This is a genomic window from Aggregatibacter kilianii (assembly GCF_003129965.1).
Taxonomy (GTDB): domain Bacteria; phylum Pseudomonadota; class Gammaproteobacteria; order Enterobacterales; family Pasteurellaceae; genus Aggregatibacter; species Aggregatibacter kilianii_A.
The window spans coordinates 38,667-63,058 of sequence record NZ_NRCJ01000002.1 but is presented as its reverse complement, the minus strand read 5'-3'; the positions used below and the strand labels follow the sequence as shown (position 1 = coordinate 63,058).

Below are 24,392 nucleotides of genomic sequence, written 5' to 3'. Positions count from 1 at the left end.
TAAAAAAAGAAAGGGCGTAATGCCCTTTCTTTATGTTTGATATTCAATAATTAGTTTTGATACAACGGTGTCGGTCCGGTTTGACCGCCAACTTGTTTGGTTTCATCTTTTGGTGTAGTACCGGAAGAAGAAATTTCAACACGACGGTTCGGACGTAAGCAGCTGATTAACTGGCTGGCTTTGACATTGTGGCAGCCTTTAACTTGGTGAGCTTCACCGTAACCGACCGCATTAATTTGCACATCAACGCCTTGCTCGATTAAGCGGTTTTTAACACGATCTGCACGACGTTGGGAAAGATCCATATTGTAAGCTTCAGTGCCTAAACGATCGGTATAACCGGCAACTTTCACTTCTTGTGCTTTAGATTCTTTTAATTGCGCCGCCACTTTATCAACCACTTCGCGACCTTTCGCGGTTAATGTGTCTTTGTCGAAATCAAATAGGAAATCAGCCGTTAAAGAGTAAGAGGAGTTACCGTTACAGCCATTCGGATACCAATAGAAGTTTTGCGCATTCATGTTGGAATCAAATAAGATTTTGTATTGGCACACTTTGTGTTCGCCGTTTTCACGATAGTTAAACACGTAATCCCATTCGCGCACGCCAAATAAGCCCTCACCAAAGTGCGGACGACCGATTAGGTTATAAAGTTGGTCTTTGTTCATGCCTTTTTCGATCATGCGGACATTGTCCCAGTTTGGCCAAGAACCGTATTGGCTGCCGTCATGATTAAATTTAGATTTTTCAATTTGAGGCCACACTAATTCGGAGCCTTCAGCAGGAGTACCTTCTTTAGATACTTTACTTAAGTTACCACAAGCAACAAGGGTTGTTGCCGCGATTGCAGATAATAAAAAATGTGATAATTTCATCTGTTTTACCTTATTTTAGGTGAGTTAAATAATCCAAGTGAACCATAGATATAATAAAAAGTGCCATATGTTAGCAGCATCTTTCTTATCTACATAAAAAGAAGGCCTAAAAAGCAATAAAGCAACTTCAATTTCAGCTCCTTATGGTAATTGCAAAACGGATCAAAGTAAATCCGAGTTTTATATTTTTTAGTCAATTTATGTAAATAAATTGTACAAAAATAGACTTTACATCAACGTTCTCTCATTTTTCTTCAACCAACGTAAAGCAATATTATCTGCGCTTTCTTCCGCTTGTTTGCCGACTTTTTGTAATAACGATTTTTTAACGGCATATTTCACGCCGATAAGTTGTTTTTCTTTCATCGCTTGTAACAATAAATCATCACTGGTCATGATCTCATCCACCAAATTCAAATTTAATGCCTGCTGACCGAACCAATGTTCGCCGGTCGCCACCTTATCCACCTCTAAGTGCGGTCGGTTTTGCGCGACAAATTGTTTAAATAATTGATGGGTTTCTTCTAATTCCTGTTGGAATTTTTGTTTTCCTTTTTCGGTATTTTCACCCAACACCGTCATAGTGCGTTTATATTCACCCGCCGTCATAACATCGACATCCACATCATGTTTTTTCAACAAACGATGGACATTCGGAATCTGCGCCACAACACCAATGGAACCGATAATCGCAAAAGGTGCGGAAACAATTTTATCGGCAACACAAGCCATCATATAACCGCCGCTTGCCGCCACTTTATCCACGGCGACGGTCAGCTTGATATGATGTTGTTTCAAACGCATTAATTGCGACGCCGCCAAGCCATAACCATGCACCACGCCGCCGGGACTTTCCAAGCACAGCAACACTTCGTCATCCGGTTTGGCAACCTGAATAATCGCGCTGATTTCCTCCCGCAATGCCGCTGTTTCGGAAGCTGAAATATCACCTTTAAAATGCAACACATAAAGGCTTGGTTTACATTCATCTTCCGTTTTTTCGCCTTTTTTGCGCTGCGCTTTTAAGGCTTTCGCTTTGGCTTTTTCAGCCTTTTTCTCCGCCTTTTCCGCCTCTTTTAATTCCTCTTCACTGAGGTGAAAATCCCTTAATTTCTTACCATTTTCTTCAAACGCTTTAGATAAATCGGTAATTACCAATTCACCGTGCAAATGGGCTTTTTTCTGTTTCATGGCAATGATCATGGCAACCACGGCGGCAATCACCAACAATAAGGTAATCACCTCCAAAATAAAGACGCCATAACCCACAAAAATCTCCGACCACATAATTTTTCCTTAACGTTATAAATAAAAGCCCAAATTATAGGGAAACCTATTTTCAAAAGCTACGTTATCGCAAAAAATAAATGGGATTATTAACGTATTGTTAAGAGTGCTTTTCAAAACGCGAGCTTTATTTAAAAAAAACATTTGTTAAAATGACCGCACTTTTCACTTAACGCTTCAGGAAGGAAAAAAAATGAACAACATTCTTGTATTAAAATCCAGCATTCTGGCAGGCAACTCACAAACTAACCAATTATCCGATTATGTCATCGGCAAACTCGCGGACAAAAATAAAAATGTTATCGTGCGTGATCTTGCACTAAATCAACTCCCTCATTTTGATGCGACTGCCGCTACAGCGGTGCGTGGTCAACCGAGCACGGCAGAAGAAAATGCGCTATTAGCATTATCAGATGAATTAGTGGCGGAAATTAAAAACGCAGACACCGTGATTATTAACGCGCCGATGTATAACTTTAATATCCCGACACAGTTAAAAAGTTATTTTGACTTTATTGCCCGCCCGCGTGTGACGTTTCAATACACCGAAAAAGGCCCTGAAGGTTTATTAAAAGGAAAAAAAGCCATTGTGCTTGCCGCATTCGGCGGATTCCACCAAAACCAACCGTCCGATATTGTCACCGCCTACTTGAAAGCCATTTTAGGTTTTGTGGGTATTACCGACGTACAATTTATTTACGCAGAAGGTATCGGTTTCGGTCCGGAAGCGGTTGAAAAAGCCCAAGCGCAGGCAAAAGCGGAAATTGATAAAATTCTGACCGCACTTTAATCTCAACAGAGACAAAAAAAGCACCTTAAGGGTGCTTTTTTTCATGCCTAAAATACCGATAAAAGTGCGGTGCTTTTTCCCAACGTTTTATTAATGCAATTTTAACGACGGGCGCAGGTAACGATTCAAATGCCCGACCACAATAATTAAACCGGTTTTAAAGCAACCGTGTAATGCCGCTTGGTGCATGCGATAAAGGGAAACATACATCCATTGCGCAATTTTGCCTTCAATGGTCATAGATGATCCGCCGGTAATCTTGCCACCTAAGGCGCCGAAAGCAGTAAATTCCGATAAGGACACTAAGGAGCCTTTATCGTTATATTTAAAGTCTTTCAATGGCTTATTATCAAACAGCGCAATGATATTTTTCGCACACAGGCTTGCCATTTGGTGTGCCGCTTGTGCTTTCGGCGGTACAGGTTTGCCGTCATCCTGCATTAAGAAACAGCAATCGCCCATGGCAAAAATACTGTCGTCATTTGTGGTTTGTAGGGTTTTCTTCACCGTTAATTGATTGATTCGATTGATTTCCAAACCATCAAAACTTTTCGTAATACCCGAAGTCCGAATACCCGCCGACCATACGATTAAATCTGCCGGAATAGACTGACCGTCTTTTGTAACAAGCTGTTTTTTGTCCGCTTCAATAATCATGGTGTTGGTTTTCACATCCACGCCAAGTTTGCGAAGTTCTTCCGTGGCGTCATTGGAAATGCGCTCCGGCAATGCAGGTAAAATACGCGGACCGGCTTCTACCAAAGTGACTTTTAAACGGCTACTGTCAATTTGACCGTAACCGTAAGAGGATAAATGTTCCGCCGCATTATAAAGCTCGGCGGAAAGCTCCACGCCTGTCGCGCCGGCGCCGACGATAGCAATGTTAATATGTCCGTCTTCCACTAACTGCTGCTTGCTTTCCTCCTCACCGATGTCATCTAAAGCTTGGTTTTCGCGGAATTTTAGGAACAGCTCCAACATTTTATGTTGGAAACGCATGGCTTGCGACGGGTTATCTAAAAAGATACAGTTCTCCGCCACGCCTTTGGTATTAAAATCATTCGATTTGCTGCCGATGGCAATCACCAGATAATCATAAGGAATACGGCGGGAAACCACGATCATATCGCCGTCTTCACCATAAACCGGGGCAAGTTCCACATATTTATGTTGACGATTTAAGCCGACCATGGAACCTTGCTCAAAGCTGAAATGATGGTTATGGGCATGAGCACGATAACTCAGGGCTTCCACGCCGTCATCCAGCGCCCCCGTTGCCAATTCATGCAACAACGGCTTCCACAGATGGGTTTGGTTGCGGTCAATTAAAGTTACATTAGCGCGTTTTTTACGCCCAAGTTTGTTGCCTAAGTGGGTGGCAAGCTCCAGCCCGCCGGCTCCACCACCGACAATGACGATGTTTTTCATAACTACCTCTAAATTTAAATAATAAAAATTGCAAAATTTGTTTAACAATATTTTAACACTCATTTATTATTTTATTTAGCGTAGATTTGTAAAAAACGGAAAATACCTCATTACCGTTAGGCTAAAGCAAAAAAAGTGCGGTCGAAAATTTATGTATTTTTTCGACCGCACTTTATTAAAAAGAAAAAGCAACACGAAAGGTTGCCTTTTCATTTCAGGAGAGCCTGTGAATTAGTTTTGCGGGGCGTAATCCACCAACAAATAATGTTTGGCAATTTCTAAGAATTTTTCTGTTTGCTCTTTTTCCCATGGCGCATCTTTGCCTAATTCTTTTGCCATCACGTTTGCCACTTTCGCCGCGCTGTCAATGGCTGCTCGGGCGTCAAGGAACAACAAACGCACACGACGGGCAAGCACATCTTCCACGGATTGCGCCATTTCTTCACGTACCGCCCACACCACTTCGGCAACGGTATTCGGATGACGTGGATGGATTTTTTCCGCCATTGCCGGATTTTCCGCTTCTAAGGCTTTAATTGCCGGAATGTCGGCGCCATAAATGTATAAGTGATTTTTCAAATCCACCTGCTCCGCCGGGATTTTACCGTGAATCGCCAAATTGGTGGTGACACAGGCTTTTTTCACCAGTTGCGGATGGACTTTCAAAGCCTCATCCACAGTATCTTCGGACATTTGACGATAAGTCGTCCATTTACCGCCGGTGATAGTAACCAAACCGCTGTCGCTCACCACGACTTTATGGCTGCGAGACACCTCTTTGGTACTTTGCCCCTCTTTTTCAGGCGCTGCTAACGGACGAAGACCGGCGAAAATACTCAACACATCATCGCGCGTCGGTTTTTTCGTTAAGTATTGACCCGCCGTATCCAAAATAAATTGAATTTCCTGCTCTAACGCAACCGGTTCATAAGAAGGCTCTTTCACTAAAGTATCCGTTGTACCCACCACTAATCTGTCGTGCCACGGCACGGCAAATAACACGCGACCGTCGGATGTTTTTGGAATCATTAACGCATCGTCGCTTGGCAGGAAAGATTTATCCAACACCAAATGCACGCCTTGGCTTGGCACCACGAATTTTTTATCGGTGCCGTGATCCATAGATAGCACCTCATTCATGAACACACCGGTAGCATTAATCACGGCAGTGCCATGCACGCTGTATTGCTCGCTGCTTAATTCATCGGTAAATTTCACACCGTTGATTTTACCTTGCGCATCTTTCAACAATTCGGTGACTTTCGCATAATTGAGCACCGTACCGCCTTGTTCCACAACGGTTTGCGCAATATTCACCGCTAAGCGGGAATCATCAAACTGACCGTCTTTATACACCACGCCGTTTTTTAAATCCGCACCGTTTAAAGTCGGCAAACGTTGCATGGTGGTGTCTTTATTAATGGCAATAGTTTTACCCAAACTTAAATCACCGGATAAATAATCATACAATCCTAAACCGATTCGGTATTTCACGCTGTCGATAAAGTTGTAGTTAGGAATAATAAAGTTTTGATTTTTAAACAGGTGAGACGCATTTTTCGCCAAACGACCGCGTTCGCGCAATGCTTCTCTTACCAACGCCACATCGCCTGCCGCCAAATAACGCACACCGCCGTGCACTAATTTGGTACTACGGCTGGATGTCCCTTTTGCAAAGTCATACCCTTCCAATAACAATGTTTTATAGCCGCGCGATGCCGCATCTAAGGCAATACCCAAACCGCTGGCGCCGCCACCGATCACGATAAAATCCCATTGCTCCGTATTTTTCACTTTTTCAAGCTGTGTATTTCTTTGCATTTTCCACCTCGAAGATTGATGTAAATTTGGTTGTTTTTAAAACTAAATGTTCGTTTATGCGCATTTTAACACAGCAAACGAAAACAAAGGAAATAAAAGAACAAAAGATTTTTAAATATTGTGATCAAGATCACGCTTAATTTTCCATCATAAGCAAACGTTTGCTAAAACGATTAAATATTCTGTGATCCTATTCACAAATTCGAATATTTCCGTTTGCCCGGCGAAAATTTATTCATTAATTTGGCATTCCATTTTGTTATAAAACGAAATGTTTTATCCCACCTAATACTTTCGGTCCGAATCATTCGGGAGACAGAAAATATTTAAGGAAACAAACATGACTCAAGAATACATCATCGCCCTCGACCAAGGCACTACCAGTTCCCGTGCAGTGTTATTAGATAAAAACGCGAATATCGTGGAAGTGGCGCAACGTGAATTTACCCAAATTTATCCGCAAGCGGGCTGGGTTGAACATAATCCAATGGAAATCTGGGCGACCCAAAGCTCAACCTTAAATGAAGTGGTTGCCAAAGCAGGGATTACTTCCGACAAAATTGCCGCCATCGGTATCACCAACCAACGGGAAACCACCATCGTTTGGGAAAAAGACAGCGGTAAACCGATTTACAACGCCATTGTGTGGCAATGCCGCCGGACTGCGGATATTTGTCACCAACTCAAAGCTGACGGGCATGAAAGCTATATCCGTAAAACAACAGGGCTGGTGGTGGATCCCTATTTTTCCGGCACGAAAATCAAGTGGATTCTGGATCATGTAGAAGGTGCCAGAGCCCGTGCAGAAAAAGGCGAATTATTGTTCGGTACAGTAGATACCTGGCTGGTTTGGAAGCTCACCCAAGGACGCTCTCATGTCACCGACTACACCAACGCCTCCCGCACCATGTTGTTCAATATTCACACTAAACAATGGGATGACAAAATGCTTGAGCTATTGGATATTCCGAAAGCCATGTTGCCGAAAGTGTGTAATTCTTCCGAAGTGTACGGACAAACCAATATCGGCGGTAAAGGCGGCGTGCGGATTCCGGTGGCAGGCATCGCCGGCGACCAACAAGCGGCACTGTACGGGCATTTATGCGTAGAATCCGGTATGGCGAAAAACACTTACGGTACGGGTTGTTTCATGTTGATGAATACGGGCGAAAGTGCGGTCGAATCTAAGAACGGATTGATCACCACCATCGCCTGCAATGCGAAAGGCAAACCTTGCTATGCCTTGGAAGGATCCATTTTTATGGGCGGCGCGTCCATTCAATGGCTACGCGACGAATTACGCCTTATTCATGACAGCGCCGACTCCGAATATTTTGCCACCAAAGTCAAAGATACCAACGGCGTTTATGTGGTTCCCGCCTTCACCGGCTTGGGCGCACCCTATTGGGATCCGTACGCACGCGGTGCGATTGTCGGCTTATCCCGTGGCGCCAATCGCAACCATATCGTTCGCGCCACACTGGAGGCCATTGCCTACCAAACCCGTGAGGTGTTGGATGCGATGCAATCGGACAGCGGCGAAAAACTTGCCGCGCTACGCGTGGATGGCGGCGCGGTCGCCAATAATTTCTTAATGCAATTCCAGGCGGATATTTTAAATGTGAAAGTGGAACGCCCGAAAATTCGCGAAGTGACTGCGCTAGGCGCCGCCTATCTTGCCGGGCTTGCTGTGGGATTCTGGAAAGATTTGGAAGAACTGCGCGGCAAAGCCATGGTTGAACGCACATTTGAACCGCAAGAAACACCGGAAAAACGCACCGCACTTTATCAAGGCTGGAAAAAGGCGGTTCAGCGTGCCTTGGCGTGGGAGGAAGAATAACGATTTAATTTAGCCCAACGCGCCTCTTTACGAACTCCCCCTCTTTACAAAAGAGGGGAATTTCGTTCCACTATCAATATTCTCATGTTAAAAAACATCTTAGAAACCGACCGCTCTTTTAACTCAAAAATTCCAATCCGAACTGATACAACTGATTTTTCTTATAACCGTAAAGCTCCGCCACGATTGCTGCGGCTTTTTTTAACGGCAATTCGCGACCGATGAGTTCAAGGGCTTTGATGGCTTGCGGAGAAATTTCCTCGCTATTTTCTTCTTGCGATTTGCCTTCTACGATAAGCACCATTTCACCCTTAGTGCGATTTGGGTCTTCTTGTAGCCAAGCCAGTAAATCCGCCAAATGATCGCCATGAATGGTTTCCCAGGTTTTGGTGATTTCGCGTGCTAACACCACATAGCGCGCCTTTCCAAATACGGTTTGCATATCCACAAGGCTGTCTAGAATGCGGTGGGTAGATTCATAGAAGATTAAAGTGCGGTCTTCTTCGGCAACGTTTTTCAGTTTATCTAATCGCGCTTTGCTTTTTGCCGGTAAAAATCCCTCGAAACAAAAACGATCGGAAGCGATGCCGGATGCGCATAAGGCGGTAATCGCCGCACAAGCCCCGGGCAAGGGTACGACTTGAATACCCGCCTGACGGCATTGACGCACTAAATGAAAACCCGGATCGCTAATAAGCGGCGTGCCCGCGTCGGAAATTAAGGCGATATTGATGCCCTGCAATAACTTCTCCACCAAGGTGCCCGCTTTTTGTTGTTCGTTATGATCATGTAACGCAAAAAACGGCTTTTTAATGCCGTAATGGCTTAATAATAAGCCGCTGTGGCGGGTGTCTTCCGCTGCGATTAAATCGACTTTTTGAAAGGTGTCCAGAGCCCGTTGGGTGATGTCCTGCAAATTACCGATGGGGGTGGCGACGATATATAAAATTCCTTTTGAATTGCTCATTTAATGCTTCTTTTATTTGCTTTTAGTGGGTGAGATAAGTAAGATCGCTCCGATTGTTTAAACCAATGGAGTAATTATGTCTATTCTATTACAACGCATTAATTTAAAAAATCGATTAATGCCCTTTTTATTCACGCTTTTTTTAGCCGGCTGTACGACCAATTTCTTCGGCAGCAGCTTCACCGGCGAACTAAAAAAAGACGCCAACGCCAGCTCCGAATTTTACATGAACAAAATCGGACAAATGCAAGAGCTTGAAGATCAGCAAACTTATAAACTTTTAGCCGCGCGCGTTTTAGTTGCCGAAAATAAAGTGGCGCAAGCGCAGTCGTTATTAAATGAATTAACCGAATTAAATCCGGAACAATTATTGGATAAAACCTTGATTGACGCCAATATTGCAGCAGTGAAAGGTCAAAATAATGAAGCCGAAAATTTACTGAAACGCATTGATTTAACTCAATTAAGTTCATCCCAAGTCGGTCGTTATTATGCGGTAAAAGCACGTGTGGCAGAAAATCAAAATGCCATTATTGATGCGGTGAAAGCACGTATTGAAATGGATCAGGTGATGACCGACGTGCAAAGAAAACAAGAAAATAATGACCGCACTTGGGCGTTATTGCGTCGTGCCAATCGCGGTTTAATCAGCAATACCTCCGACGAAGGCAATTTGGCATTAGCCGGTTGGCTGGCATTATCCCGCGCCTATAACGATAACCTAAATCAACCGACCCAGTTAAGCCAAGCGTTACAAAGCTGGAAAGCCTCTTATCCGAACCACTCCGCCGCGTATTTATTCCCAACCGAGTTACAGGGTTTGTTTAATTTCCAACAAACCGCCCTTTCGCAAATCGGTTTACTTTTACCATTGAGCGGTAACGGTCAGGTGTTGGGTAATACCATTAAATCCGGTTTTGATGCGGCAAAAGGCGAAGACACCACCATTCAAGTGCAGGTGTACGACACTGTGGCAACGCCGATGAATGAAATCATTGAGCAAGCGAGACAAGCCGGTGTGCGCGCCCTGATCGGTCCGTTATTGAAACAAAACGTGGACATCATTTTAAACAATCCGTCCGCGATTCAGGGCTTAGATGTACTTGCCTTAAACTCCACCCCGAACGCCCGTGCTATCGGTCAGGTGTGTTACTACGGTTTATCGCCTGAAGACGAAGCGGAATCCGCTGCCAACAAAATGTGGCGTGACGGCATTCGTGAGCCGATGGTCGCCGTACCGCAAAACGATTTAGGACAACGTACCGCCACTGCGTTTAACGTACGTTGGCAGCAATTGTCAGGCACCGATGCGAATATCAAATACTACAACCAAGCGGGTGATGTGGGCGTAGCCTTGCAAGGACAAAGCACACAAGGGCTTTATATCGTGGCGAAAAGCGAAGAACTTTCCGATTTGAAAAGCGTCATCGATAACAGCGGCAGCAACATTAAATTGTACGCCAGCTCACGCAGCAACTCCTTCAATAACGGTCCTGAATATCGTTTATTAATGAACGGATTGCAATTCAGCGATATTCCGTTCTTTAAAGATACGGATTCCGCTCAATATCAAAAAGTGGCGACCGCAACCAACAACGATTATTCCCTCATGCGTTTATACGCCATGGGTGCCGACTCTTGGTTATTAATCAATCATTTCAATGAACTCCGTCAAGTACCGGGTTATAACATCGACGGTTTAACCGGTAAATTGAGCGCCGGTCCGAACTGTAATATCGAACGCGATATGACTTGGTTCCAGTACCAAAACGGCGGTATTCAGGTATTGAATTAACCGAACAATGTTTTCCCTAAAACGTCAACAAGGGGCGAGATTTGAACACAAAGCTCGCCTCTTTTTAGAATCTAAAGGCATGAAATTTCTTGCTGCCAACCAAAATTTCAAATGCGGTGAATTGGATCTGATTATGTTAGATCAGGAAACCATCGTGTTTGTGGAAGTGCGTCAACGGAAAAACGATCATTTCGGCTCGGCGGTGGAAAGCGTCGATTGGCAAAAACAGCAACGCTGGCTGAATGCGGCGACACTTTGGTTAGCACAACGGGAACAAAGCTTAGAAGACACGGATTGTCGCTTCGACTTGGTCGCTTTTGGAAAAACCGAACAAGATATTCAATGGCTCCCCAACTTTCTTGATTAATTTTCATTATGCAAAACAAACTCAATGATTTATATGAGGAAAATATCAAAACTCATATTTATTCCAAAAGCCTGCTCAGCACACAAATTCTCGACGCGACACAACATCTGATTGCCTGCCTGTTGCGCGGTAATAAAGTGATTGTCTGCGGCGACGGACGCTCTTACATTAACGCGCAATGCCTCGTGGCGAATTTGCTCAATCGTTATGAACTCAAACGCCCGAGCTTCCCTTCCGTGCTCTTAAGTTTGGATAGTGCGGTCGGTTCTACTTTCGTTTCCGACAATACTTTAGAGAAACTTTACCAGCACCAATTCAACGCCGTTGCACAACAAGGCGATATTTTGGTGGCGTTTGCCCCGTTGGGAAATGAAAATCATGTGTTGAATACGATTACACATGCCGTGAACAAAGAGATCAATGTTATTGTCTTAACGGGTAACAGTAACGATCATATTCAGGGGATTCTAACGGAAAAAGATTTACACATCGCCGTGCCGAGCGGCAAGGAAAGTCGCATACTGGAGAACCATCTGTTCATCATTAACAGTATGTGCGAACTCATTGATTTTCAATTATTTTCACATTCATAACTTGACAAAATCGGACGTTTCAAGCCACACTACGCCCGGTTGTTAAACATAAAGGAGATAACCATGTTAACAAGTCCATTAAAAAAACTGGTATTCGTTTTCGGTAGCGCTATGTTATTACAAGGTTGCGTTGCCGCCGCCATCGGAGGCGCAGCTGTTGCCGGTGCAACCAAAGTCGCAACCGACCCAAGAACCGTCGGCACGCAAATCGACGATGAAACCCTGGAAACCCGCGTGGCTTCCGCAATCAAAAAAGACCAACAAATTAAATCCGAAGCGCGTATCGGCGTCACTTCTTACAGCGGTCGTATCCTATTAACCGGTCAAGTACCAAACGAAAGTTTGCGCGAAGTCGCAAGCAATCTGGCAAAAGGCGTACAAAACGTAAACGACGTGTACAACGAAGTGCGCGTCGGACCGAAAGTGGATTTCACTCAAATCAGCAAAGACAGCTGGATCACCAGCCAAATCAAATCCAAAATGTTGATTGATTCCAAAGTGAAAACCAGTGACATCAAAGTGATCACCGAAAACAACGAAGTGTTCCTGATGGGCAACGTCACCCAAGATCAAGCCAATGCTGCTGCAGAAATCGCTCGTAATGTCGCCGGTGTAACGAAAGTGATTAAGGTATTTAATTACTTGAACTAACCCACGAAAAAGTGCGGTCGTTTTTAAGCATATTTTATCGTAAGGAGCGGATTTCATATCCGCCCTTTTTTATTAACCAATAGAATGGTTCTCATAAAATAATGCATGCTTATAGCCTAAGATAGCTTATTTCATCCCTCCTTACATCAATCTTAATTTTTAATAATCATTAAACATTCTCATAACATTTAAAAACATATCTAAAAATAATCGCACTTTATTAGAAATAATTTATTAAATTTCATATTTATTTAATTAAATAAATTAATTCAGGTTGATCTTTCGCCAAAATTTTGTTTATATCTACCCTATTCAAGGTATTTAAACATTCAACTTAGTGAGGTGATTATGATTCAGCAATACACTCAAATGCGGCAAAACATCAATATGTTAGGGCGCTTTCTCGGCGAAACCATCTGTGATGCGCAGGGCGATGATATTCTGGAACTCATTGAAAATATTCGCGTATTATCACGCAATTCACGCAGCGGTGACGATGAAGCCCGCAACCGGTTACTGAAAACCCTCGCCACCATTTCCGATGACAATATTATTCCCGTGGCGCGTGCTTTCAGCCAATTTCTAAACCTCACTAATATCGCGGAACAATATCAAACCATTTCCCGCCACCATAACGACGAAGTATCTTCTAATCGCTCTACCGAGGCTTTTTTCAAACGTTTGCAAGGCCAGAATATCAGTAAAGAAGACGCGATCAAAACCGTTGAAAAACTGCTTATTGAATTAGTGTTGACCGCTCACCCGACGGAAGTCACCCGCCGTTCATTGGTGCATAAAAACGTGGAAATCAACAAATGTTTAAGCAAGCTGGAACATTCCGATTTAATCGAAAAAGAACGCAAAACCATTGAACGCCGCTTGCTGCAACTCATTGCCGAAGCTTGGCACACCAATGAAATTCGCACCCAACGCCCGACGCCGTTTGAAGAAGCCAAATGGGGCTTTGCGGTAATCGAAAACAGTTTATGGCAAGCCGTACCGGAATTTTTACGTCAACTCAATGAAAGTGCGGTCAAATTTTTAGGTTTTTCTTTACCGGTAGAACTGGCGCCGATTCAATTTTCCTCCTGGATGGGCGGTGACCGTGACGGCAACCCGTTCGTGACCGCCAATGTCACCCGCCAAGTGCTGCAACTGGCACGCTGGAAAGCGGCGGATTTGTTCTTAAAAGACATTCAGATTTTGGTGGATGAACTTTCCGTTCGCCAATGCACCGAGGAATTCCGCGCCAAATACGGCGACTATCCGGAGCCGTATCGTATGGTGGCGAAACAACTGCGTAGCAAACTTTCCGCTACCCTCGCCTACTACGACGATTTACTGGCAAACCGTATTCCGCGTGCTTCGGAAGAAGACATCATCACCCGCAACGAACAGCTTTGGGAGCCGTTATACGATTGCTATCAATCCCTGATGGCATGCGGCATGCGCATTATCGCCAACGGCTTGTTGTTGGATTGCCTGCGCCGCATTCGTTGTTTCGGCGTCACCTTATCGCGGCTGGATATTCGTCAGGAAAGCACCCGCCATACGGATGCACTCGGTGAAATCACCCGTTACATCGGGTTGGGCGATTATGCCCAATGGACGGAAGCGGATAAACAGGCATTTTTAATCCGCGAACTCAGCTCCCGCCGCCCGTTAATTCCACGTGATTGGACGCCATCGGCGGAAACGCAAGAAATTCTGGACACCTGTAAAGTTATCGCCGAACAGCCGCAAGGCGTAATTTCCTGCTACATCATCTCCATGGCGCGCACCACTTCGGATGTACTTGCTGTGCATTTATTACTAAAAGAAGCGGGTGTTGCCTATCACCTGCCGGTGGTGCCGTTATTTGAAACCTTAGACGACTTGGACGCCAGCGAGCAAGTCATGCGCGAATTATTCGGCATCGGTTGGTATCGCGGCGTAATTAATAACAAGCAAATGGTGATGATCGGCTACTCCGATTCCGCCAAAGACGCGGGCATGATGGCGGCATCATGGGCGCAATATCGCGCGCAGGAAGCCCTCGTTAATTTATGTGAAGAACTGAATATCGAACTCACCTTATTCCACGGCAGAGGTGGCACCACAGGGCGCGGCGGCGCACCGGCTCATGCCGCATTGCTTTCCCAACCGCCGCGCTCATTAAAAAACGGATTGCGCGTGACCGAACAAGGCGAAATGATCCGCTTCAAACTCGGCTTGCCGGCAATTGCCGTCGAAAGTCTGGATTTATACGCCAGCGCCGTACTTGAAGCCAACCTGTTACCGCCGCCGGAACCGAAAGCGCAATGGCGCACGGTGATGGACGAACTTTCCGACGCCTCCTGTGATATTTATCGCGCGGTGGTGCGTGGTGACAAAGATTTCGTGCCGTACTTCCGCTCCGCCACGCCGGAACAGGAACTGGCAAAACTGCCTCTCGGCTCCCGCCCGGCAAAACGTAATCCGAACGGCGGCGTAGAAAGTTTGCGTGCGATTCCATGGATCTTCGCTTGGATGCAAAACCGCCTCATGTTGCCAAGCTGGCTTGGTGCAGGCGCGGCAGTGCGCCTTGCCATTGAAAACGGGCGGTACGAACTGATTGAGGAAATGTGCCAAACCTGGCCGTTCTTTTCCACTCGCATCGGAATGCTGGAAATGGTATTCAGTAAAACCGATATGTGGTTGTCGGAACATTATGATCGCAATTTGGTGAAACCGGAATTGTGGTATTTGGGGCAATCCCTGCGCGAACAATTACAGGAAGACATTCAAACCATTCTGTCGTTGTCGCACAAAGATCAGCTGATGTCCAACCTGCCTTGGATCGCCGAATCCATCGCCCTGCGTAACGTTTACACCGACCCGCTCAACCTGTTGCAGGTGGAACTGTTACGCCGCCTGCGCGCCCAGCCGGATAACCCGAATCCGGATGTGGAACAGGCGCTGATGATCACCATCACCGGTATCGCGGCAGGTATGCGTAATACGGGCTAGTTCTTTCTTTGCTCCCGCCCGTTTACGGGGGGAGCTGCCAAAGGCTGAGGGGGGCAAAGCGATTTCCGATTTAACCAATAACGTAGAAAAAACATCATTTTTTTCGACCGCACTTTTTATTGGCTTATGCTATGATGTGCCCCGAATTTAACTCAACGGAAACCCAAATGACAGAACTCACCAAACTTGATCCCGACAAAGCCATTGACATTGCCTACGACATTTTTCTGGAAATGGCACCGGAAAACCTCGACCCGGCAGATATTTTGCTGTTCAATCTGCAATTTGAAGAACGCGGCGCCGTGGAATTCGTCGAAACCGCCGATAACTGGGAAGAAGAAATCGGCGTGCTCATTGACCCGCAAGAATACGCGGAAGTCTGGATCGGGCTGGTCAACGAGCAGGACGAAATGGACGACATCTTCGCCAAATTCCTTATCTCCCACCGTGAAGAAGATCGGCAATATCATATTATTTGGAAGGAATAAACTAAAAAAGTGCGGTCGGTTTTCCTGCTGTTTTTTGGAAGTGAAAAACGTTGGGAAAATTGACCGCACTTTTTAGATTTAAAGGCGTATGGTAACTAAAACACACGCCGACGTTTCAGTAACATTTTCGACTCAATTAACGGGAAATGACCTCTTTTGTGAAAGATTCCATCTCGGCTTTACGCCACGGCGCAGAGAAGAAAATGGTGTCTTTTAAACCGGACTGGCTGTCCAGCGGACGAACGCCAAATTCTTCACTCAATTTTTGTTGCACGTCAGGCGACGTAATCCAGTGTACAAACACTAAAGATGCAGCAGGATTCGGGGCGTTTTTCGCGATAGTCATCACATTACCGCCGCCCGGCATACCGAATTTTGGAATATAGAATTTTAAACGGTCAGTGATTGCGCCTTGTTTTTGCAGACTGAATAAGTGATCCTGCCAAGCGGAGACAATCACCAATTCACCATCGTTTAAACGGGTTAAGCTGTCTGCATTGGAAGCAGTGCGAATAAGAGAATCCTTTTTGCTGCTGAACCAATCCCAAGTTTTCTTCCAATTGGCAATTTGCGCTTCATCAATTTTATCGGTGCGGTAATCATAGTCGCCGTTGATATACACTAAAGCACGCTGAATAAAGGCATTACCGGAGCTGCCACCGTTCGGGTCGGAATAGCCGAATTTTTTCGGGTTTTTATCGATATAATTTTCCATATCCTGCCAAGACTGCGGTAATTCCTCTTCTTTAATGCGCAACGGGTCATACGCCAAACCGGTTTGGTTTCCCCAATAACCCACCGCCACATCACCCAATTCCACGCCTTGCAAATGATGATTTAATTTATCGAAATTCGGCAACTGAGTCAGTTTGGTGAGCGTATCATTTTTTGCTACATTGCTCAGACGATCCGCATTGAGTACCACCACATCCATCTTGCCGGTTTCCAGGTTTTTCTCGGCGATCAATTTATTGATATTGCCGTCCATGGTGCCTTCCGGCACTTTCACTTTGATACCATACTGTGTTTCAAACGCTTTGACGAAGTTACGAAATTGGGGTTGCAAGTACCACACACTCACCGTGACTTTGCCTTCTTTTTTCGCCAGACTTTCAATTTCAGACCAAGATTTTCCGCTCAAATCCGTTGCGGCAACGGCAAAATTGGCAACGGCTAATGCAGCGGCGGTTAAGCCGATAGAAACAAATTTACGAATATTTTTTTGCATAAGATTCTCCTTATTAAAATTATGCTTTTCCTGTGGATTGAGAGAGATAATTACCTTTGAGCAATTTTTCGATAATCATCATTAAAATAATATTCGGCACCAATAAAATAATGGATACCACGGCGGCGTTCGGTCGGATGAAGGAATAGCCGAGGAAGGAATATAAAATGGTTGGCACGGTGATGAAATCCGGCGAACCGATCACGAATGAAATGGCAAATTCCTCGATACTTTTCACCAAGCAGAAAATAATGGATGCCAAAAAACTCGGTTTTAACATCGGCATATACACATCTTTAAACACGGTAAACTTCGACGCACCGAGATCCCGACTGGCTTCAATTAAATCCTGTGGCACGGAAGAAAAGCCAGCAGACAAAATCCGAATAGCATAAGGCAGTGTTAAAACCACGTGACCAATAACGATGCCGATAAACGGGTTATTAATATTCAAATCCAACAACATACGGCTGAAAAACAAGGCGATAATCATGCCCGGAATCACCAATGGAATCAGCGTCAGCAATTCCGCCAATTTTTTACCACGGAACTCCATGCGCCCGAAAGCGTAAGCCGTCGGCAATGAAAGCAGAATCGTAATCAGGGAAACCGTTGGTGCGATGGTATAACTATTGAACATCGCTTCTGAAAGCGATGTGGTTTCCCACACAATTTTCCAGCGCTCGAAGGATAAGGATTGCGGGAAAATATCCGGATAACTCCAAGGTTTTGCCGGATCAACCAACGACCATAACCCTGCCATTAAAAACGGCAAAAATAGCCAGATAAAATTAGCGAGAATAAAAAAGATAAGGGAAATACGGGCAATTAATCGACCGTTTTTGGTTGTAATTTGTGCACTGCTATTCATTTGACCTCTCCCCGTTTAACCGCCAACGGTTTAATAAGCAAAGACACCAAAATCGTGAAGAACGCGGAGGTTAACATAATAGTCAACGCCATGACCGCACTTTGATTCCATTCTTCAAATTCATAAGCGGACATTTGCATTAAACGCGCTAAAGAATAAGTGCTACGCGGACCGGCAATGCTGTAAAAAGCGAAGTCTCCCAGCGCACCAATAAAGATCAAAATAAAGGAAACCTGCACTGCGCCTAGTGTCAACGGGAAGATCACATAACGGAATCGTTGCCACGGCGTAGAACCCAAATTTGCTGCGGCATCCAATAAATCGGTTTTTAACGAATTGACAGCGCCGCCAATCAGAATGAGTGCAAAAGGGATATTCTTCCACGTTTGTAAAATCACCACGCCCCAACCGAATTCGTCATTTTGCAATGTTTTCGGCTCATCCCAGATGCCTAAATAAACAAAAACTTCATTTAAGATCCCATGATAAGAAATCATATTGACGAATAGGAATGCCGCCACTAATCCCGGCACTAACATCGGCGCACGCAAAATCGTGATAATGGTAACTTTTGCCGGTAATTTTTTGCGCAACCACATAGCAATGGGATAAGCCACGATAATGGAGAAAATCGCGCCGAGCAGTGACACTTTAACGGAATAAATATAGGATTTTTGGAAGACCGGACTAGCTAAGACGGCTTGCCAATATTCCAGACTAAATTGGCTTTCTTCGCCGCCCATGCTATATAAACCAAGGCTTTGTGATACCACAATGTAAAACGTGGATCCCATTAAAAACAGGATCGTACCCAAGCCGCTGCACAAAAGCAGCCAGGCCTTCAAATCATGTTTCAAATTTCTCATTTTACCGACTCCAAGAATTTAATGGCATTACGCGGAACCGTAAACGTGAGTTTATCGCTTAAATTCGGGCATTTGGTGAGTTGCAACCGCAATTTTTTCTCTTCGCCCTCTCTTTTCACCATACCTTGCACTTCGGTGATATTGCCCATGAATGCGGTGTTTGCAATATCAATAGTGATCTGATTTTCTGCCTGCTTGTGGGTATTTGGCAGCAATTCAATATCTTCAGGGCGGAAACAAATATAAATGTGCTCCGATTCAGGCGGTTTTGCCGAAAATACCGTGAAATCGCCAAAAATGGATTTGACGGAATAAAGATTCTCGCCAAGGGATTGAACCTGCGCCTCTGCAATATTGGCGATACCGATAAAATCCGCCACAAAACGATTTTTCGGCTGGTGATAAATTTCCTGCGGCGAACCGATTTGCTCAATAGCTCCTTTATTCAGAACGATAATTTTATCGGACATGGTCAAGGCTTCCGCTTGATCGTGCGTCACATAAATGCTGGTTAAATTGTATTGTTTGGAAAGTTGTTTAATTTCAAAACGTACGCTTTCACGTAATTTCGCATCTAAATTAGAAAGCGGCTCATCAAACAAAATCACATCAGGGCGTGTCACCATGGCACGGGCTAAAGCCACCCGTTGTTGCTGACCGCCGGAGAGTTCACTTGGCAGTTTTAATTTGTGAAACTCCAAATCCATTTGTTTTAAAGCAAGATTCAAACGCTGCTTTTGTTCTTCAATATTGATTTTGCGTTGTTTTAAACCGTAGCAAATATTATGGGAAACGTTGAGGTGGGGAAAAAGGGCGTAAGACTGGAAACACATGGCGGTATTGCGTTTTTCCGGCGGCACATCATTGACATTTTTACCGCCGATGAGAATCTCCCCTTCGTCCGCAATATGAAACCCTGCGATTAATTTTAATAACGAGGTTTTGCCGCAACCGCTCGGTCCCAGTAAGGTAACGAACTCCCCTTCTTCCGCGGTAAAAGTAATATTGTTCGCCGCATAAAAATCACCGAATTTTTTCGTGATATTTTTAACTTCCAGTTTTGCCATTTTTCACTTCCATCCATTAGGCTTATTGAATTTACTTAGGTATTAAATGCTTGCAGGAATTGGCTTGTCAATGAAATAGGCAGAAGAATCTTGGAATCGTGATAGGGATCACATTATGGATGTTTGAGGGAATAGGAAAAAGTGCTGTCGGTTTTCCTGCTGTTTTTCGGAAGTGAAAAACGTTGGGAAAACTGACCGCACTTTTACGCGTCCGTCGGCAATAAAAACCAGCCGATGGGGCGTAGTTGTACGAAATAGTGCGGTTGGTTCGGAATGTAATCGTTCGGGTTCAAGTGGATTAATAGCGGCTCGCCTTGCCATCGTGCATGGATTTCCCAATAATTCCCCATGAATACCGCCGATTGAATATGGCATTGTGCGGCAGGTTCACCTTGCAAACCGAGCAAGACGCCTTCCGGGCGAATGCCGAGCTGATAGTTGCCGTCTTCTCGCGGGGCTTGAACGGTCAATTCCAGCGGGTTGCCTGCCATAAATAATTTGCCATTTTTCAGTTGCACCGGGAAAAACGCAGCATCCCCCATGAAGGTCGCCGTGAAGCGGGAGGTTGGAGCTCGATAAAGTTCGCTTGGACTGCCGATTTGTTCCACCCTGCCCTGATTCATCACCACCACATCATCAGAAATGGCAAAGGCTTCGCTTTGATCGTGGGTGACATACAACGTCGTAATGTTCAATTGTTGCTGCAAATGGCGAATCATTTCCCGCATGGTACGACGCAAATTGGTGTCCAGATTACTTAAAGGCTCATCGAATAATAAAATCTGCGGTGCGATAACCAATGCGCGGGCAAGTGCCACCCGCTGTTGTTGACCGCCGGAAAGCTGTTCGATTCGGCGATGCTCAAAGCCGTCCAACTCCACCATTTTCAACGCATTTTTTACTTTGGCAGCAATATTCGTCGGGTTTTCCTCCTGCATTTTTAAACCGAAAGCGACGTTTTCCCCCACGGTTAAATGCGGAAACAAGGCGTAAGACTGAAACACGATACCCACGCCTCGTTGTTGTGGAGGAAGCAAACCAAGATCCCGTCTGTCACACAGGATCTGCCCTTGATCCAAGTCTTCCAAACCGGCAATCAGGCGCAAAATGGTGGTTTTTCCACAACCGGAAGCGCCAAGCAAGGTGGTGAATTTATGCTTTTGGAAAGCCAAATTAAAATCCTGTAACACTCGGGTTTGCCCGAAGGATTTATAGACGTGTTTTAATTCAATTTGTTCTGTCATGTTGTCTTCTCTGCAAATTGAGATCGCCGACCCAACGCCCGAACAAGCCGATAACTAGCATCATCACGACGATAAGCGTTGCGCCGTAAGCCACGGCAAGCCCGTAATCGCCGTCTTCCACGCGATTTAAAATATAGGATGTGGCGGCGCGGATACTTGGTGTGACCAAGAAAATAATGGCGCTGATGGTGGTCATGGCGCGTACAAAACTGGTCACCAACGCGGATAACAGCGCCGGTTTGAGTAACGGCAAAATGATAAAGCGCAACACTTGGAAACTATTGGCTTTCAATGTATAGCCTGCCTCATCTAAAGTGGGATCCAACTGTTTGAAGTTTACCAAGGCGGCGCGTAAGCCGATGGGCATATTGCGCGTAATCATGGAAAGCACAATGATCGCGCCGGTGCCGGTTAAATATAAAGGCACGTTATTAAATGCCAGAATATAAGAAATCCCCGCCACAGTTCCAGGTACGGCGAAACTTAATAAGGTGAAAAATTCCGCGTATTTTTTGCCGAAAAAATGCCGCCGTGCGAAAAAATAGGCAAGCAGAAAACCGCTGACGGCGGTAAAAGGTGCGGCGATGAGGGCGAATAAGACAGTTTGCACTAAGGAAGGAATCGCACCATTGTGCCAGCCTTGCCCAAATAAGCTGATGTAATTTTGCAAAGTGAATCGGTTGTCCACGCCCCAATTTTGCATGAAACTGCCGTAAAAAATGCTGCCGTATAATATGCCGTTAAAAACGACCCACAAGATAAAGATGACGATAACAAATGCCTGCAAGCCTTTCGCCAACGGCGTTACCCGTCCTTCAAACGCCCTGCCGGATACGGTGACATAGTTTTGGCTGCCGATAAAACGGTATTGCAACCAGAATATGCTCAAGGAAATGGCAAGCAAAATCACGCCCAGTGTGCTGGCGGCCAAATAATCGTTTTGTGCGCCGACAATATAAAAATAAATTTGCGTCGCCAGCACATCAAAATTACCGCCCAAAACGAACGGTGTGCTGAAATCCGCCAAGGATTGCACCATGACAATCAGAAAGGCATTGGCTAACGCCGGTTTGAGTAGCGGCAAAACGATAAAACGGAAACTTTGCCAACGATTCGCACCTAACATCACGCCGGCTTCTTCCAACTTCGGCGACAGTGCTTTTAACGCCCCTTCAATGAGCATAAACGCCATGGGCGTGAGCGCCAGCGTGTGAGAAATCAAAATGCCGTTGAAACCGTAAAGCCAATTTGCCGTGATGCCAAAATGCTGCATTAAAAAAGGCGTGACGGAACCATTGCGCCCGAACATGAGCATCACGCCGAGGCTGACCACAAAAGGCGGTGTGACCATAGGCAGAATGGAAAAGATCTTGCTGACAAATAAACTGCGTTTGGCAATGCGGGTGGTATAAAGAGCAAAAATTAAGCCGAACAGCACGGAGAAAAAACCGACGGAAGCGGACACCGCCAAAGAATTGCCCACCACCTGCCACAAGCCGGAATTTGCCATTAAAGCAGAGACTGCCTGCCAATCCCCTTGTTCCGCACCAAAAAAGACAGCAAATAATTTGCCGAGCGGATAAAAAATAAAACCGATAACTAAGCAGGCTAATCCTAGCGCCGCGCTTAATAAAAAGCGATCGCCCTGCATAACACGCAGGCGGGCTAAGGCATCCGCTAAAATTGCAGCCAATGCCAAAGCAAGGAAAATCACGGCATAACCAAAACGGAAGCGATATATTTCAGCAGAAAACCAAATAAACGCCGCAAGCACAATCACCGCCAAAACCGAGATTTTTGCCTGAATTATCGACGAAAAGCGGGAAAGAAAAGGAAAGAACATCAATGCCGCAAACCAAACCCAGCTGATATTCACCTGCGCCCAGCCCATAGCGGCGAGGTATTCGCTACGGGTAGCACCGAAAATGCCGTAATCCAAGGCACGTACGGGTAATACCGCAAATGCCAGGAAGGAAAGTAAAATCCAGGTGATATTGTGACGAAAAAGGTTTTTTAACATTAATAATCAGCGTGTTAGCCCGAGATAATGATCTGTCCGAGTTAAATATAATCATTCCTCAACGAGGAACCTGAAACAGCCACAAAGCAGCTGAATTATGCGTAACCCGGGGTAATTTATTACCCCGGGAAAAAGGAAAAGCTATTTCGCCAGCTTAATTTCCGCCAACCATTTATTAATCAGACGCTTGCCTTCTTCACTGGAACCGAATTTGGCAAAATCAAAATCCAATAATTGTAGTTTTTTCGGATCTACCGATTTCGGTGAAGCCTCGGCGTTGGCATTTGTCGGGATTTGGTATAAGCCAAACTCGCGCCACGGAATTTCTTCCACCTCTTTGGACAACACATAATCCATGAACAATTTGGCATTATCTAAATTACGTGCGCCTTTAATGATACTCGCCCCACCCAAGGCATAACCCGTTTTGCCTTGCGGAATCACGGTTTCCACCGGCGCGCCTTTTTCTTTTTCCGTTGCATAGGAATGGACGAAGCCGATACTAATTGCCGTTTCGCCACGGGATAAATTCGCCGTCACCAGATTACTTTTCACATATTGCGACACGTTTTCATTGAGTTTTTTCAGGTAATCAAAGGCTTTTTCTTCGCCCCAAAGCTGAATTAAGGTCGCCATGATCGTATAAGTAGTACCGGAAGCGCGCGGATCGGGCAGTTGGATTTCGCCTTTATATTCCGGCTTCAGTAAATCTTCCCAAGTTTGCGGCGTCGGCAAACCCAATTGTGCTAATTTTTGCGTATTCACGCCGAAACCGAGCACCAACATATATGCCACGGAAGTGAACTCGCCTTTTTGTTCCATTAGCGTCTTAAACTGCGGTAGGATTTCCACCTGTTTCGGCGAACGGTAAGCCTCCAATAAACCTAACTCCCCTGCCTGAAAATGCGGCTCGATCGTGCCGCCGTACCAAAAATCCGCCTGCGGATTATCTTTTTCCGCTTTAATTTTGCCGAAAATGGTTTCCGTACCGCCATGCACAAACTGCGTTTCTACATGATATTTCGCGCCGAAATCCTGCGTCACTTTTTCGCAAACTTTATTTTGCACCGTGCAATACACGGTGAGGCGACCTTCCGCCTGCACCTGCTGTGCAAAAAATAACGGTGAAAGACAAACCAAACCAAGACTGCGTTTAAACCATTTTTGCATATTAAATCCCTCTTAAATTAACGATCCTTATTGAAT

20 protein-coding genes are annotated in these 24,392 nt (G+C 45.2%); 8 read left to right on the top strand and 12 right to left on the bottom strand.

The features are described from left to right. Positions 1-50: 50 nt before the first annotated feature. Both DK430_RS01660 and sohB read right to left on the bottom strand, forming a co-directional pair. Positions 51-875 (bottom strand): OmpA family protein, encoded by an 825-nt coding sequence (locus tag DK430_RS01660; RefSeq protein WP_109077390.1) that lies wholly within the window; start codon positions 873-875, stop codon positions 51-53. 228 nt (positions 876-1,103) lie between these two features. Beyond that, positions 1,104-2,162: a protease SohB gene (gene sohB, locus DK430_RS01655; protein ID WP_109077389.1), complete on the bottom strand. Its 1,059-nt coding sequence runs from the start codon at positions 2,160-2,162 to the stop codon at positions 1,104-1,106. Between the two features lie 193 nt (positions 2,163-2,355). Between sohB and DK430_RS01650 the strand changes: the two genes are divergently transcribed. Further along, positions 2,356-2,952, top strand: coding sequence for an FMN-dependent NADH-azoreductase (locus tag DK430_RS01650; protein ID WP_109077388.1), 597 nt, complete (start codon positions 2,356-2,358; stop codon positions 2,950-2,952). Positions 2,953-3,042: 90 nt separating this feature from the next. Here DK430_RS01650 and DK430_RS01645 read toward each other — a convergent pair whose 3' ends face one another. Together DK430_RS01645 and DK430_RS01640 are read right to left on the bottom strand one after the other, a co-directional pair. Then, entirely contained in the window at positions 3,043-4,380 is a 1,338-nt protein-coding gene (locus DK430_RS01645; RefSeq protein WP_109077553.1) for an NAD(P)/FAD-dependent oxidoreductase, read from the bottom strand. Between the two features lie 231 nt (positions 4,381-4,611). Further along, positions 4,612-6,201, bottom strand: coding sequence for a glycerol-3-phosphate dehydrogenase/oxidase (locus DK430_RS01640; protein ID WP_109077387.1), 1,590 nt, complete (start codon positions 6,199-6,201; stop codon positions 4,612-4,614). A gap of 340 nt (positions 6,202-6,541) precedes the next feature. Here DK430_RS01640 and glpK point away from each other — a divergent pair, with 340 nt between their 5' ends. Beyond that, complete coding sequence (glpK, locus tag DK430_RS01635; RefSeq protein ID WP_109077386.1) at positions 6,542-8,041, top strand: glycerol kinase GlpK; 1,500 nt, start codon at positions 6,542-6,544, stop codon at positions 8,039-8,041. 118 nt (positions 8,042-8,159) lie between these two features. Here glpK and rsmI read toward each other — a convergent pair whose 3' ends face one another. Further along, the gene (gene rsmI / locus DK430_RS01630; RefSeq protein WP_109077385.1) at positions 8,160-9,008 is read right to left on the bottom strand and encodes a 16S rRNA (cytidine(1402)-2'-O)-methyltransferase; all 849 of its coding nucleotides are present in this window, start codon (positions 9,006-9,008) and stop codon (positions 8,160-8,162) included. A gap of 76 nt (positions 9,009-9,084) precedes the next feature. Between rsmI and DK430_RS01625 the strand changes: the two genes are divergently transcribed. The 6 genes from DK430_RS01625 to DK430_RS01600 all read left to right on the top strand — a co-directional run bounded on the left by DK430_RS01625 (position 9,085) and on the right by DK430_RS01600 (position 15,890). Continuing rightward, the gene (locus DK430_RS01625) at positions 9,085-10,803 is read left to right on the top strand and encodes a penicillin-binding protein activator (protein ID WP_109077384.1); all 1,719 of its coding nucleotides are present in this window, start codon (positions 9,085-9,087) and stop codon (positions 10,801-10,803) included. Between the two features lie 7 nt (positions 10,804-10,810). After that, complete coding sequence (locus tag DK430_RS01620; RefSeq protein WP_109077383.1) at positions 10,811-11,170, top strand: YraN family protein; 360 nt, start codon at positions 10,811-10,813, stop codon at positions 11,168-11,170. 8 nt (positions 11,171-11,178) lie between these two features. Next, on the top strand, positions 11,179-11,763 hold the full coding sequence (locus tag DK430_RS01615; protein WP_109077382.1) for a D-sedoheptulose-7-phosphate isomerase: 585 nt from the start codon (positions 11,179-11,181) through the stop codon (positions 11,761-11,763). A gap of 63 nt (positions 11,764-11,826) precedes the next feature. Next, positions 11,827-12,414: a division/outer membrane stress-associated lipid-binding lipoprotein gene (gene dolP / locus DK430_RS01610; protein WP_109077381.1), complete on the top strand. Its 588-nt coding sequence runs from the start codon at positions 11,827-11,829 to the stop codon at positions 12,412-12,414. 348 nt (positions 12,415-12,762) lie between these two features. Continuing rightward, positions 12,763-15,402 carry a phosphoenolpyruvate carboxylase gene (ppc, locus tag DK430_RS01605; RefSeq protein WP_109077380.1) on the top strand — a complete coding sequence of 880 codons (2,640 nt, stop codon included), beginning with the start codon at positions 12,763-12,765 and terminating at the stop codon, positions 15,400-15,402. 167 nt (positions 15,403-15,569) lie between these two features. After that, positions 15,570-15,890, top strand: a complete 321-nt coding sequence (locus DK430_RS01600) for an HI1450 family dsDNA-mimic protein (RefSeq protein ID WP_109077379.1) — start codon at positions 15,570-15,572, stop codon at positions 15,888-15,890. A gap of 136 nt (positions 15,891-16,026) precedes the next feature. Here the strand turns inward: DK430_RS01600 and DK430_RS01595 are convergent, their stop codons facing one another. The 7 genes from DK430_RS01595 to DK430_RS01565 form a co-directional block, all read right to left on the bottom strand. Beyond that, positions 16,027-17,118 (bottom strand): extracellular solute-binding protein, encoded by a 1,092-nt coding sequence (locus DK430_RS01595; protein ID WP_109077378.1) that lies wholly within the window; start codon positions 17,116-17,118, stop codon positions 16,027-16,029. A gap of 19 nt (positions 17,119-17,137) precedes the next feature. Then, complete coding sequence (locus tag DK430_RS01590) at positions 17,138-17,989, bottom strand: ABC transporter permease (protein WP_109077377.1); 852 nt, start codon at positions 17,987-17,989, stop codon at positions 17,138-17,140. Then, positions 17,986-18,855 (bottom strand): ABC transporter permease, encoded by an 870-nt coding sequence (locus tag DK430_RS01585; protein WP_109077376.1) that lies wholly within the window; start codon positions 18,853-18,855, stop codon positions 17,986-17,988. The genes DK430_RS01590 and DK430_RS01585 overlap by 4 nt, the downstream gene beginning before the upstream one ends. Next, positions 18,852-19,922, bottom strand: coding sequence for an ABC transporter ATP-binding protein (locus tag DK430_RS01580; protein ID WP_109077375.1), 1,071 nt, complete (start codon positions 19,920-19,922; stop codon positions 18,852-18,854). The genes DK430_RS01585 and DK430_RS01580 overlap by 4 nt, the downstream gene beginning before the upstream one ends. A 203-nt stretch (positions 19,923-20,125) precedes the next feature. Further along, on the bottom strand, positions 20,126-21,166 hold the full coding sequence (locus DK430_RS01575) for an ATP-binding cassette domain-containing protein (protein WP_109077374.1): 1,041 nt from the start codon (positions 21,164-21,166) through the stop codon (positions 20,126-20,128). Continuing rightward, positions 21,150-23,186 (bottom strand): ABC transporter permease, encoded by a 2,037-nt coding sequence (locus tag DK430_RS01570; protein ID WP_109077373.1) that lies wholly within the window; start codon positions 23,184-23,186, stop codon positions 21,150-21,152. Before DK430_RS01570 ends, DK430_RS01575 begins: the two co-directional genes overlap by 17 nt. Before the next feature lie 141 nt (positions 23,187-23,327). Then, the gene (locus DK430_RS01565) at positions 23,328-24,356 is read right to left on the bottom strand and encodes an ABC transporter substrate-binding protein (protein ID WP_109077372.1); all 1,029 of its coding nucleotides are present in this window, start codon (positions 24,354-24,356) and stop codon (positions 23,328-23,330) included. Positions 24,357-24,392: the final 36 nt, after the last annotated feature.